A 12970-nucleotide genomic window follows, 5' to 3' on the forward strand; every position below is an offset into this window, starting at 1 on the left:
ATGAGAGGTTTATTTACGAGAGGAAGACTAGACCGGGGTTAACTTTTAGTGAGAAGGTAAAACTGCTACCAGTAACTTTAGTTAAGGGAATTCCGTTTGCTTTAGGATATTACCTATAACGATAGTACTTTCAGAAAGTTTATAGCTTTATCTTAAGGATTTACCGTTAAATCCTAGTCTAAGGACTCTTAGTAAATACTATCGGATGATTCTAATAGCACCAAGACAATTTTAAGATACACGTCTTGAGAGTTAATATTAAGTAAAAAGTATATTGGAGGGCCCGTATTTAGTACATGTTAACGAGCGTTAAAATTAAAGAGAAAGAGTGTTAAAGCAGAGTGCGGGAAGAGAAGGATTTATCGTTATTATACTGCAAAGATATTAAAATTTTGTATAATTAATTTCTCTCACAGTTTTAGGCTTAATACTTTCTTTTTCATATATCATACTGTGAGTTTATTCCGTTACGGAAGTATAGGGATAGGGATACCTATAGGATACGATTACGTTTATTACTCAACGTTCATAGTAGGTGAGTACGATTTCTTAAGTTTCAGAGAGAAGACACTGTACTAGATGCCGGAGCTTTTATAGGCGATTTTACAGTGAAAATTGCAAGGAAAGTTAAGGAAGTAGTAGCTGTAGAGCCGTTACCGTGGGCTTTCAAAATTCTTAAGAGGAACGTGAGTGTGGACAACAATTTTGTTAATCTAAAATGAATTATTTGAATTGTTTGTGCTTTATTAATAGAACGTTGATGGTAATACCTTTTTAGGGTGAGCACGGGAATTAATTGGAGGTGAGCACATGGAAACAGATGGAAGGTTACCGTGCTCACCCAAATTTTAATGGAGTATATTAACCTTAGCCCTAGGTTTTACTCTAGGGACACCTTAGCCTATGCATTGGCTAACCAGTTTCTTGATTATCCTCTTGGAGGACTGTTTTACCCCATTCCACTCTGCTTTACTATCATAGGAGGTTAAGTTATGCGAGGTACGCTGTGCCATTGAGTATTGTTTACGCTATTGATGAGACTAAGGTGAGGTTAGTTAATGGTCAGTTACGTGTGGATTGTTAGGGATGTTAAAACTAAGGGTACCTTTCTTCTTACTAGTGTTAGGAGCGGGTACTCGTCTTAGTAGTTTTGGCAAGTATGAAGAGGGCTGAGGAAGTAGTAAGGAGAAAGTGAGGGTGGATAAGTTACTTGCACGATGAGGCAACTGCACACAACGCCTTCACATGGTTAAACGTAGAACACGAGAAGTTAAACGAGAGGGATTACGCAGAACAAGGGTTCAGAAGCTTAAAACACTTGCATCAATGGACTTCCACTTCCCTTGGAATACTGACGATCACAATAACTAGGTGGTTATCAACATTCTTCCTAACCTTTACACCCCAAACTACTTGTTAGATAAGGGGGTGATAATAAATGTAAATATTTCAAATGAATGAAATTGTTGTCCACACTCAGACGTTGAGTGAATAATGATATTGAGTTTCTTAAAACTTGTATATCCTAAATTAAATAAGAATTTAAAGTAGAAAGTAGAAAGTATACTATGCAACAAAAAGTAACCATAAAAGTGAGTGAGTCTACACTTAAAATTTTGAAGAAGCTTAAGGAGGAAAATAATTTCTCGTCAATAGATGATACCATTCAATACTTAATAAAAATGTATAGAGAGGAAAAATTAAAAACAGTATTTGGTATAGATAAAGGAAAAATAACTCCATTTACTAGAGATGATAGGATTGAAGATCGTAATGGATAGCTATGCGTGGATAGAATTATTCTTGGGAAGTGAAAAAGGTAAAAAGGTTGTAGAAATCGTATCTTCTGCCGACGAGGTCATAACTCCCGATTTAGTATTGGCTGAAATCGGAAGAAAGTACATTAGGGAAGGGGCTAATGAAAAGGAGGTCAAGAATCGACTTAAATTTGTAGAGGAAAATAGTATAGTTGCTTGCTTAGATGCAGATATAAGCATAGAAGGAGGAAAAACCTACCTGGAATTACTGGAAAAGTCTAAAAAAGAGCGCAAAAATAAACCAGCATTGACGGATAGTATACTTTTAGCATTAGCTAGAAAGTATAGTGCAAAAATCGTGTCAGGAGATAAAATATTTGAAGGTATGAAGGAGGTAATATTAATTTAAGGAGAACGGTAATACCTAGGTTAAGGAGCCGGCCACGACATGTGGAGTTTCATTGAGCACCTTACTCCACCTCACATAGACTTCATAGTGGTGCCCTCCATTCCAATGTTAGCATTTTATAACTAAAAACCACGTATGGAGCAAATTGTTTTCAGGTTGACGGTCATCAGTTACGGATAAATGAGGTACGGGATAACAATACCTGCGAAGATAAGTTAGAAAGGTGAGAAATTATACGGCAAGGAGGTGATAGTAATTGTCATCCTACCAGATGATGAATAAATTAATAAAGAAGCATTAGAGAACTTTCAATTTACTTCAATAAACGGTAGGATAAAATTTAACGATGTAGGAAAAGTAGTTAGAATTGCTAAGGTCAACCAGGATAATATGGGGTATGTTTGAAATTCATTTTCTCAACCATAAGTTATTTTATATTACAATAAAATATTAATCTTCCCTCATATTGAAAGATATAATTGACTTATATTCTCAACTAGTTATAATATTGTTTTTCTATCACATTATATTTATTGAATTATTTGCATTCTGGACACTCTCTTGAGGGATTATTAGATAGAGAAGAGGGCTAGCACAACCTCATTCTGTCGTCTTCATTTCATTATAATCCTACCTTGTCTAATTTCCCTCTTTAAGGGATCCAAGACAAGGCCTAAAATTTCTAGAGTAACAACTCCTAGTAAATTTTCATCCTCGCTCTCTCCTAAAATAACGGGGGAATGCCTTTCTCCGTAAGGCGGAAGTTCAATAATCGCTTCTGACACTCCCCTCTCTATAGTTGTACCGTCCGCTAAAATTAATGATACCCTTGAAATCTCCTTTAATTCTAACTTTTCCCAAATTTCCTTTTTTAGCACAGTGTAATAAGCACCGGAATCTATTAAGAACCTAACCTTCTCACTATCTCCTTTCTCGTTCTTTACTATACCGTCAACGTAAATTAGTCCCACACACTATGTATATTTCCACGATTTAAATTACTTATTGGTCTTTACGAAAAAAGGGGTTAAGGGGGCGGAAAGCCTCGCCCTTCACGGTAGACCCAAAATCATATTAGAAAAAATATTTCTGATAGGATAATATCTAATCCGTGAAAGATAAAGAAATTTATAAGAGTGTAAAGAATTGAAGAAAGGGTTTAAGGTGAGGGAGACAGAGTATTACTACGTGACAAGGAAAGAGGGTGATACCCGGTCTCCCTCACCCAAATAACATTCAATAAATAGGATATAAATTACTTTCCATGCTTTAAGGGAAAGGAGAAGAGGTAGCAAAAACCCTCATCTCCGCGTGTTTACGATTCAGTAGAGAACAAGTCCGGAGCGTATGACGTATCCCCACAGACCGTGAGAAATTACATAGAGAAACAAGGAATGGAAGTAATTGAAAAACTATTGGAAAATGCTAGGAAAATATCCTTAGAAGTACTGAAGGGGGTAAAGGAGGTAGACCTCTCGATTGACTGGACAACCAAGACGTGGTACGGGAAACCAGTGAAAGGACTCGGGAGCTCTGAAAGAGGAAACTCGTGGAACTACGCAACTGCAACAACCAAGTATAAGGGGAAAGTACTATTACTTGCCTTTATTCCGCAAGTGAACGGTATGACTAAGGACGAGATAGTGAAAAACCTCGTGGAGCAAGTTGTTGCAATGGGGTTCAAGATAAGGTTGATAACTATTGACGCCGGTTTCTACACTGTCGACGTGCTCAACTTCATTTCACAGTTTAATTACATAGTTGCTGTCCCGGTTGGGGATGTGAAGGTTTATGAGGAGTTTGACGGGGATTACAAGACTAATAGCAAGAGGCATAGGAAGGATGAGCAAGTTAAGTTCAGGCTTCTCGTGTACAGTAAGGAGAAGGTTAGGAGAAAGGAGAAGAGGCTTGTTTATTTTGCTAGGGCTACTAACCTCGAGATACCAAAGAGGGAAGTGTTGGATTTGTACAATAAGGGGAGAGGTCCAATAGAGACCTCTTATAGGAACATTAAGGCTTTTCTTCCATTTACCAGTTCTACTAAGTTTGTTTTCCGCACGTTGATCTTCGTTCTTGCCCTTGTACTCTACTCCTTATATACCGTATTCAAGGGGGAGGTGGGGAGAGAGGAGTTTAGATTATTATTAATTCTTTTATTTTTTCCAGATTTATTCAATCCGGAGAATTTTACAATTAATCTAGTGGAAATACTTATTTACACTATAGATTTATTATTAAGGATGTGATTTTGGGTCTACCGTGGGAGTAGGTGGGTTGGGGTTATCCCGCTAAAGGGGCGGAGGGGTATGAGTGGGGCAATGTCCCGTGACTCTGGTGAAGCCCAAGGGCTGAGGATGGATATTAAATATTATGAAATCCTATGAAACCCAAACCCCTAAACATCATTTTCCATATAAGTAAAATATTAGCTGGAAGAGAGTTTCCCTTATTACGTTAACGTTATTACTATTGTTGATAATGTTCACCTTCTTAGATACTATACTATCTTTGTTAATTAACGCTAGATGCTCCCTTAACTTAGTTATTATTTCCTCACAATCCTCACAGAGCTTCAACGCCTCGTAATACTCTATTAATTCCTCATGCATTAAAAGTTATTAATCATGGGGAGAAAAATATCTTATGGAAAGAGAGGATGAGATAGAAAGGGCTAAGATACTGATCAACGTTATGCAACAGTATATAATATCTGGAATTGACGACCAAAAAATTGTTGATAACCTGGTCCTTACGCTCAGATCGTTTAAGGGGTTGCACGTTGAAAACGTTATAAAGGCACTTTATAATAGGGATGTCAGTAGGGCTAAAGAAGAGCTAATAAAGGTGTTGAGGAGTTGAAAGTACTCCCCGTGGTCTTAGAAACGCTCTCATTGACTAGGGTTGGGGCTACCGGCGTTTACTTTGATTATTCAGCGGCAGACTTAGTTACTTACAAAATTCCACTTCAAGTAAACGACGAAAACTATTACATACCAGCAATATCGGCTACTAGCTTTAAGGGACTACTCCGTTCTACTTACGAAAGGTATTTAAGGAAAGGGAGGGTTGATACGAAAGTTTTGGAAAACGTTTGGGTTTTAAGTGAGGAAGAGAAGAAGATAGTTTTTGAGAGTCTTAAGGAGGAGTTAAGTAACTACATTTATGCTGGGCTTATTGATAAAGTGGGAGAAACTCTGGAAGAAGCTTTCAAGCAGTATTTAGAGATAACTGGTTATGGTATAGATAAAGCTTGTTACGTTACCTCGGACTTAGATAGGTGCGAGAACTTGGCGTTAATTGAGGACGAGAAGAACCGTAAACTCAAGGAGGCATGGATTAAACTTACTGGGAGGAAGAACTTATGTGAGGTGTGTAGAGTTTTAGGAACTTCTGGTGTTAGGGGGTTTGTGAAGTTTACAGATCTAGTAGCTGTAGATCCTTTTCCAGTGCTTTTGGAGAGGACTACCCATGTGGCTATAAATAGGGTTACCATGACAGCGGAGAAAGGTAAGCTCTTCACTGAAGAAGTAATTCCGGCCGGTGTTAAATTCTTAGGATTTCTAGCAGTGCTTAACGACCCCTTAACTGACAAGGTTGTTGAGATGTTAAAGATATTAAAGGATGAAGCTGATGAAGGGGGGGTGTGGATAGGCGGTAGGGGGACTTCTGGATACGGTAGCTTCAGATTATACATACCAGGTGAGGTGGTCGAATTTAATTCTGTATTACTTAAGGGGAAGTTTGCGTTAAGTATAACTGAGCCTAAGGAGGTGGGTTGTGATAAAAGGATTCTATGTAAGCTCTTTCCTAACACGTTCATGAACGCTCTTAACCCCCTTAGTGAAGGGGAAGTCGTATTTACTGTAATTACTGAGGGTGGTAAGATTTATGAGGCTAGAAATGGAGAGGAGTTGAAGAGTATTTTGGATAAAGTAAGGGGAGAGAAATATGAGGTAAGGGTTAAGGGTGTGTGGTCTTTATCATGAAGCTCAGTTTGGAGGCTAATGGTAGAATTATTGAGTTTAAAATAGATTCTGGGTTTGATGGTGAGTGCATACTGAGCCATGACGTATTTAGAACATTGTCTGGTGAGGAATTTGAAGGTCCGCTAGTGAGACTTCCGGACGGCCGTGTATATTCTACTAAAATGAAAATAGTAATAGTGAAGTTTCTCGATAGAGAAATTTATACTACGTGTATTAGTAATATCTATATAGATAAAAATCTGATCGGGGAAAAGTTATTAGAGAGATTACAAATAATTTTAGATTATAAGAATTTACAAGTGAAGGATCCTTGATTAGAATCCACGTTAAATTAGTTCCTTTAACGCCGTATAACATTTCTGCTAGCTTGAAAACGGGAGAAAGGAAAGTAATGTTTTACTTTGGTAGTGATCCATCATTTAAGTTTATTCCTCCTACTACAATTAAAGGCCTCTTGAGAACTGCCGCATGCTATGCATATTTCGAGGGTGCTTGTGAGACTGTAACTGCTAAGATACTTCTTTCAAACTTAGACAAAGTAGAAAGTGAGTTAGAGAAGTGTAAAAATAGCGAAAAGAAGGCAAAGAGCTCATTTAATTGTGCTGAACTTCAAAGATTAAGGGAAAGTGAGGATTGTGAGAGTAAAGTGTATGCTAATATTTTAGGAGATGTTACTGAAAAGTTCTCCAAACCCTGCATAATATGTAGGGTTTTTGGCAATGAAAATATTAGAGCTAAAATGAGGATAGTTATGAGTCATAAAAAGGTTAATACGCAGTTTATGAGCGATCTAAAATTTTCTTATGATATTAAGAAGAAAAGTAAAGGTTTAAACATTGAGGTAAGTAAAGATGAAATAGAATTTGATGTACTCTGTGAAGATGAGGAGTGTAAAAACGTAATAATTGAAGCGTTAAGACAAATAAATGATGGAATAGTGAGATTAGGTAGGTTTAAATCTAGAGGACTTGGTACACTGAGGGCTGAGTATAAGGTTATTACCTAGCAACCCTTAATTATTTCCTCTTTGGTTTTTTCATCTATTGTAAGTGCCATTTCGATAGTACGGAATACTAAGTCGCATATGCTATCCTCTAATAGACATAAAACAACTAATTTATTATCGTCAATACTGAATAATATTCTAGATATATATGGTAGCTTTATCTTACCGCTACCTAAAATGTATTTTTCTTTTGAATTTGATAATAAACACCTTACTAAGGTCTTAAGATGCCAAATGTATCTAACGAGAGCATTCTCCTCTATTTTAGTAGGTAATGTATAGTACTTCTTTTTATATTGCTTAGGATTAAAACTGATAGCATACTTTACTAAATCTGAATACATGGGCCTATAACCCCAAATCCCATTTTTACATAAATTCTCTCAAAAGGATTTAAGTTAGCTAATACAGATTCGTCGTAATAATACCCTATATCTGCATTATCAACTTTAAAAGTAGCTAAATAAACGTATTTTTTATTTGTAACTTTTAGGAACTTTTTCTCCCTAGTATCATAATATATTTTATAAGGAGACATGTTGAGATAGTTGGAATTTGTGAATCTGTGAACTTGTACCCTCATATTTTTATATTTAGATATTAAATCAGAAAGGTCTATAACGGGTAAATTATAGACACATTTATCACTGATATTGCTGACTTCCAAAATACTGTCTAAACTAAATACTGTGTTCCAATTACCAATATATGCGCCATACTTATTAATGAGGTTCTTGACTTCATTTTCTTCTTTAGCAATTGCATAGCCTATATACGTCAAGTAATATTCCCCCTTATCTACATATTTGTAGAGGTAGAAGGGCTCTGCTTTATTCACAATTTTATCAAGCTTAATTCTAGAAACGTATAATTTGTAAATATTACTGTTTCTATGAAAATCTGTAAAACCAATTGTTGTTTGAAGTATATCCTTATTGAGATAAGCAGCGTAAGTAATTCCGCCCGCTATTGTTGTAGAGGGTAAAATTTCTTTATAAAAGCCGTTATAAGCCCTTAATGTTATCTTAAATACTCTCATGTCAACAACCTCGCTATATATCCCTTTAATTTCAATTCGTTATCATGACGAATGGAAAAGACTTTTCCCCTTACCCATTTACTCATTATATCACTACATATTTCTGGTAACTTATTACAGTCTTCAAAAGCTGGATAAGGTAAATCCTCTGCGGAAGACCTTAATAGCCTTATTAAGGCCTCTTCATCGAGGATTTCTTTTTCTACCAGATCCATGAATTTCTTAAAGCAGTAAATATCGATGCCTATTAACTCTGTAACGGGTAAACTGTTCCTATTAACTATTACTGGGATTAGAAGTACTGTAGAGTCCTTTAGAGGTTTGGGTTCAGTATTTATAATTTCCTCAATAATTTTAATTGGAGTGTATGATTTGGCTTTTATAATGTAAACTAGCATCATGTTCGATATACTGTATCTAGAACCTTCTAAAAATTTTAGGAAAAACGGATATAATACTTCATTAAATAATTTCTTAAAATCCTTCTTACGAATTACTGCTAGGAAAAATGGTGTAGTAATTGAAGGTTCCATTAAAGTTATGTGATCAACTTTTTTAATATACAGTAAGGCCATAAAATACTCAATAATCACAGAGAAGTTCTGTTTAATAGAAAATAATCTGTCTAATGATTTAGATATTTCTATCTTCTTATGTGAATCTATGAAATTCCTTATTATATTCTCTACTTCAATTGTGTTTAAATTACATCTATATTTATTTTTAAGTTGTTCTACTTTTTCATTAAAATAATTTGTATGGTTTTTTAACAAGTTTTTTATATTATTGCGCAGCCGTTTTAATTCCTTATCGGAAAATATATTATCACAGATATCTGAAATTTTATTTGCAAATTCATTTATATCTATTCTTTTGCTTTGACTTGTAAGTAAATCTACAAAAGAACTTGTAAGTTTTTCTAACTTTTCTGGATTAGGATCTTTTAATTGTACACAATTATTTACTACAAAATCCACATTAGGATCAGTACCAGATAAAATTCTATCTCTTACATCTTTCAAAAACTCCTTAACTGAATTCCTTAAGTCCTCTAAGTTTAAATGATAAGCCTCTATCAATGAAACTTCTCTATTATCCCATTTCTTTAAGTCTAATTTTATACCTATAAATATTACATTATCATCATACCCTTCAACTAGCTCATCTATACTTCTTCCTCTATTATCTATTTTTTTAAATAAATTGTACCAACCCTCTTTCTCTACATCTGTGTCTCCTCTATCGCCTCTCTTTAGAGTGGAAGTCCTCCCTACAGCATAAGGTGCAAGTCTAACTGAAAGGCAAATATTGCATAATCGATCTTCAGTTTTTCTAGTAATTATAGTCGGAATTAGATCTTCCCTAACACTTTTCCTTAATTTGCACACACTGCATAATCGATCTTCAGTTTCAATACCCTCTAGTTCAACCTCAGCATTCTCTATTTCGGCAAATAGAACTGAATTTGAAACCTCAAGAAACTCGTTTAGAGCTTCTGGATTATTTAATATATTTTCACGTTCTTTAACTAGGTCTAGTTTGTAAGTAATAGTTTCTTTAATTTTAATTGACCTCCTAGCGAGTTTACTGAGAACCTCGTTTATCGTAGCTGTAAATGATGATTTAATGCATTCTTTTACATCATTTAACTTATCTTTAACATAAAATAATGTTATACTCCTCTCATCAGCGTCAAAGATAAATGGTGTGTAGAAGTCTATTAACGGTGTAGCATATTTATCCTCTGGCAATTCATCAATAAGTCTTTTAAGGACATTATTAAGAGAAGTATTTGTTAGCTTTTCAAGCAAGCAAGAGTTTAAATAATATAGGAAAATCTTTGTTATAGCGTAAATTCCCTCTATGTCTTTTAGGGTATTATATTCTGAATAAAACGGATTACTTATGCGAATTAACGAGATATTATTCAATGAAGCTAGTAAAGCACCTCGTAAATGAGCATGTATGGTAATATCGTTTGCAGAGATCCAACTCCTTTGAACCATAAACCTACTAGCATCGATCAGTGCTATTAATTCGTAGCTATTAAGCTTGTCACTGCTAGTTATCTTCTCGAGGATTTTATTATAAATATCATTTCCGTATTTATAGTTCAAGAAATCCTTCACGTAATATCCAGGGAGATCGTCAAATCTCTCTTTAAAATCAACCTTAAGTATGTTACCTCTACTATCTATGTAAATCATAGGAGATAAGGTGATAGGGCTAAGAATTATTGAACATAATTTTTCAAGAACTCTACTGACTTTATTTGTAGCTAATTCACTATATTGCTCACTTATGCTGGCCGTAATATCGCACTCACGTCCATCTCTCCCACCTCTTGCTACAATACTTTTAAAAATGTCATGCAGATAACACTGTAAATACTCATTAAGCTCGCCAAAATATCCCTCAAATATCTTATCATGATTAATAGCTTCCATATTATCTACTATCATTCAATAATTTAAAAACATTAGTTAAAAATCAAAAGTTCTTTTTCCTTATAAATTTCATAGAGTGATACCAAGGGTGCGTAGATGGTGTAGTTATGAGCTATTCGTATTTCTTCTTTTTTAAAGATTTTGCAGAACCTTGCTTAGTGGATTAGAGAAAATTTCTTACTCTTTAGACTAGAAGAAATAAAATAAGTTCTATATCTTGCGTTGAGTTAAAAGTTAGTTATACATTCCTAAATTGAAGAACTCCATAAAGCATTCACTAAGTACAATGATTTAACATGTGAAATAAAATTAGTAGTTTAATAGTGACACTATCGTAAAATACTAGAAATTAATCACTTAAGTATTATAATGACACTATAATTACTAAAATCAATTATTATAATTTCTGATATCTTTTTTAGAAAACTATTAGAGATTAAAGGATACGCACCATAATGGATAACATAAGTAACTCCATATTTATTAGTACCTAAACATAAGTAGGCATCATTACCAGTAGCAAGTGGAATATTACCACTAGGAGTAGAGAAATTGGCATATCCTGAGGGATTTAACCTAAGCCTTTGTGCAATATTACTGGGGATCGCAACATCGTACCCCGTAAAACCAGTGTCTATTTTTAACGTAACTTTTTCCTTTAAGTTCTCTTTAACTATGTATCCGTCTATTATTATTTCGTCACTTTGAGTTATATTTCCCATTAATCTCAATATATAGGCACCTAATCCTCTCCCTTGTCAAGCCTTGAGAGGGCATAAGCTATAATTCCAATTGCACTTAAAGCTCCAACAATTGCTGTTATTGGTTGCCATGCTGTTAAGGATTTAGGCGGTTCTAACGTTATTAAATATTGTGTCCTCACTTCTTTAATCCACTTCTTAGCAACGTTGTCCAATATGTGCAGTTTGTTATAAGCAGTTCTGTAAAAATCAAATACCTCATAAATTGAGGGAATAGTGTAATACTGTAAATGTTCTAAGTAGTCTCTACTAACTTCAAAGTGTCCGTCAATAAAGCCGTCATCGTATATCCTAACGTGAAGCTCCCAAATGTTATAAATCCTCATTGATAACGAGTATTTTTCACCCTTATAAAATTCCAGTTTTTCCTCTCTAAATCCCGAGCCTTTTAGGGCATTGACTACGTCCTCTATTTTATTTTTAGGAACGAACAACCTTAAATTACCTTCCTTTAGCACATAGTCTTGAGGCAAAGTAGCTGAACTACCGTCAAAGTAAACTACATCTCTGGGCAAATATGTTGAGATAGGATATTCGACGATCTGCATATTTTGTCCTCTCAGTGTTAACTATTAAAAATTTTGTTTCCTTCTGCTTTCTTCGGTATAGTTAACTTTCAGCTTAAGAGAGCTTGGAGGAAATAGTTATTTTTAATTACTTCTAAATACCGTTTTGACAAGTTATGTTTATACTGTATTACAATGTATTTTCTATTGATGATCTCCCTTACTGATGACTACTCACGAGGGTAGGAGCGAAAAGTGGATGGGAGGGGAGTGGTGGTTCCATCGAAGAATGACTGAGTATGATCCCTTAGCTTGTGTCGAAATTGGAGGAAAAGTTACGCTACGAGTAAACACTGTTTTCTTCCTCCACCCACATCTAATACTTTCCTCATATACTCCTTTATCTTATCTACAGAATCTATCATTCCAAATACGTCTCCAACTTCCGCCGAAACGTCTACATTATACTTTTCCTTATACTTCTCGATTATTTGATCCCTTATCTTCATTTGTTCTTCAAAGCTGGCGTTAGTGTCCAACAATAAGTCTCCGTAAAAATCATTTAATTCCACATGATACCCCTCATTTCTAAGCTTCAAGGCGAATTCCAAAAGAATTAGCAACTCTAAATGCGCCTTATCAAACCCTTCACCGTTTATTTTCTCCCTCAAGAAGTCTATTAGCTTAGGACTTAGTAAAATATTCTCAAGATTATTTATAAATTTGTTCAAAATTTCGAGCTTCTTATCACAGATCTTAAGAGCCTCATACAAGCTTACGATTCTTGGGTTTAACGAAAGTAAAGTTATTGAGTACACTACTTCTCTTGGTGAGCACTGAATTTTCAAACTTGTAAGCCCCATCTCATTTTTATTGGATATGTAAAGTATGTAATCTAACACCCTTAACTGCTGTCTGGGTGTTAAACTAGATAATCTGGACAAAAGAAGTTCGAAATGCTCTCGTAAGAGTCGTTTATCCTCTATCATAATTTTTAACAACGAGTTTACATAAACATCGTCAACGTCTAGATCTATATAAGATAGTATTAAATTCAAA

Annotated in this window: 16 protein-coding genes and 2 pseudogenes; 10 read left to right on the forward strand and 8 right to left on the reverse strand. The window is 34.9% G+C overall.

Annotated elements, in window-relative coordinates; all coding sequences use genetic code 11:
* The first annotated feature begins 453 nt into the window (after positions 1–453).
* The 5 genes and pseudogenes from WIW89_RS08850 to WIW89_RS08870 all read left to right on the forward strand — a co-directional run bounded on the left by WIW89_RS08850 (position 454) and on the right by WIW89_RS08870 (position 2166).
* Complete coding sequence (locus WIW89_RS08850; protein ID WP_337720477.1) at positions 454–579, forward strand: hypothetical protein; 126 nt, start codon at positions 454–456, stop codon at positions 577–579.
* Between the two features lie 29 nt (positions 580–608).
* The gene (locus WIW89_RS08855; RefSeq protein ID WP_337720478.1) at positions 609–722 is read left to right on the forward strand and encodes a hypothetical protein; all 114 of its coding nucleotides are present in this window, start codon (positions 609–611) and stop codon (positions 720–722) included.
* 129 nt (positions 723–851) lie between these two features.
* A pseudogene (locus WIW89_RS08860) lies at positions 852–1461 on the forward strand (IS6 family transposase).
* Between the two features lie 107 nt (positions 1462–1568).
* Positions 1569–1781, forward strand: a complete 213-nt coding sequence (locus WIW89_RS08865; RefSeq protein ID WP_337703309.1) for a VapB-type antitoxin — start codon at positions 1569–1571, stop codon at positions 1779–1781.
* Positions 1774–2166 carry a PIN domain-containing protein gene (locus WIW89_RS08870; RefSeq protein WP_337703364.1) on the forward strand — a complete coding sequence of 131 codons (393 nt, stop codon included), beginning with the start codon at positions 1774–1776 and terminating at the stop codon, positions 2164–2166. Before WIW89_RS08865 ends, WIW89_RS08870 begins: the two co-directional genes overlap by 8 nt.
* Before the next feature lie 614 nt (positions 2167–2780).
* On the opposite strand, the gene WIW89_RS08875 is transcribed toward WIW89_RS08870, so the two are convergent.
* A complete protein-coding gene (locus tag WIW89_RS08875; protein WP_337720479.1) occupies positions 2781–3137 on the reverse strand; it encodes an aspartyl protease family protein in 357 nt (118 codons plus the stop codon).
* Between the two features lie 293 nt (positions 3138–3430).
* Here WIW89_RS08875 and WIW89_RS08880 point away from each other — a divergent pair.
* Positions 3431–4412, forward strand: a pseudogene (locus tag WIW89_RS08880) (ISH3 family transposase).
* 156 nt (positions 4413–4568) lie between these two features.
* Here the strand turns inward: WIW89_RS08880 and WIW89_RS08885 are convergent.
* Positions 4569–4775 (reverse strand): hypothetical protein, encoded by a 207-nt coding sequence (locus WIW89_RS08885; RefSeq protein ID WP_337720480.1) that lies wholly within the window; start codon positions 4773–4775, stop codon positions 4569–4571.
* Between the two features lie 34 nt (positions 4776–4809).
* Between WIW89_RS08885 and WIW89_RS08890 the strand changes: the two genes are divergently transcribed.
* The 4 genes from WIW89_RS08890 to WIW89_RS08905 are packed head-to-tail and all read left to right on the forward strand — an operon-like array spanning position 4810 to position 7158.
* Complete coding sequence (locus WIW89_RS08890; RefSeq protein WP_337720481.1) at positions 4810–5025, forward strand: hypothetical protein; 216 nt, start codon at positions 4810–4812, stop codon at positions 5023–5025.
* Positions 5022–6152 carry an RAMP superfamily CRISPR-associated protein gene (locus WIW89_RS08895; protein WP_337720482.1) on the forward strand — a complete coding sequence of 377 codons (1131 nt, stop codon included), beginning with the start codon at positions 5022–5024 and terminating at the stop codon, positions 6150–6152. Before WIW89_RS08890 ends, WIW89_RS08895 begins: the two co-directional genes overlap by 4 nt.
* Positions 6149–6466, forward strand: coding sequence for a clan AA aspartic protease (locus WIW89_RS08900; protein ID WP_337720483.1), 318 nt, complete (start codon positions 6149–6151; stop codon positions 6464–6466). Before WIW89_RS08895 ends, WIW89_RS08900 begins: the two co-directional genes overlap by 4 nt.
* Positions 6463–7158: an RAMP superfamily CRISPR-associated protein gene (locus WIW89_RS08905; protein WP_337720484.1), complete on the forward strand. Its 696-nt coding sequence runs from the start codon at positions 6463–6465 to the stop codon at positions 7156–7158. Before WIW89_RS08900 ends, WIW89_RS08905 begins: the two co-directional genes overlap by 4 nt.
* On the opposite strand, the gene csx26 is transcribed toward WIW89_RS08905, so the two are convergent.
* The 6 genes from csx26 to WIW89_RS08935 form a co-directional block, all read right to left on the reverse strand.
* Positions 7155–7502 (reverse strand): type III-G CRISPR-associated protein Csx26, encoded by a 348-nt coding sequence (gene csx26, locus WIW89_RS08910; RefSeq protein ID WP_337720485.1) that lies wholly within the window; start codon positions 7500–7502, stop codon positions 7155–7157. The two genes, WIW89_RS08905 and csx26, sit on opposite strands and share 4 nt — an antisense overlap.
* Positions 7487–8197, reverse strand: a complete 711-nt coding sequence (locus WIW89_RS08915; protein WP_337720486.1) for a hypothetical protein — start codon at positions 8195–8197, stop codon at positions 7487–7489. Before WIW89_RS08915 ends, csx26 begins: the two co-directional genes overlap by 16 nt.
* Positions 8194–10644 (reverse strand): hypothetical protein, encoded by a 2451-nt coding sequence (locus tag WIW89_RS08920; protein WP_337720487.1) that lies wholly within the window; start codon positions 10642–10644, stop codon positions 8194–8196. The genes WIW89_RS08915 and WIW89_RS08920 overlap by 4 nt, the downstream gene beginning before the upstream one ends.
* A gap of 353 nt (positions 10645–10997) precedes the next feature.
* Positions 10998–11366: a hypothetical protein gene (locus WIW89_RS08925; protein WP_337720510.1), complete on the reverse strand. Its 369-nt coding sequence runs from the start codon at positions 11364–11366 to the stop codon at positions 10998–11000.
* 20 nt (positions 11367–11386) lie between these two features.
* Positions 11387–11953 carry a hypothetical protein gene (locus WIW89_RS08930; RefSeq protein ID WP_337720488.1) on the reverse strand — a complete coding sequence of 189 codons (567 nt, stop codon included), beginning with the start codon at positions 11951–11953 and terminating at the stop codon, positions 11387–11389.
* A 293-nt stretch (positions 11954–12246) separates the two neighbouring features.
* Positions 12247–12969, reverse strand: a complete 723-nt coding sequence (locus WIW89_RS08935; RefSeq protein ID WP_337720489.1) for a hypothetical protein — start codon at positions 12967–12969, stop codon at positions 12247–12249.
* Between the last annotated feature and the right edge of the window lies 1 nt (position 12970).

Origin of the sequence: Stygiolobus sp. CP850M (assembly GCF_037389425.1) — an archaeon.
Classification (GTDB): domain Archaea; phylum Thermoproteota; class Thermoprotei_A; order Sulfolobales; family Sulfolobaceae; genus Stygiolobus.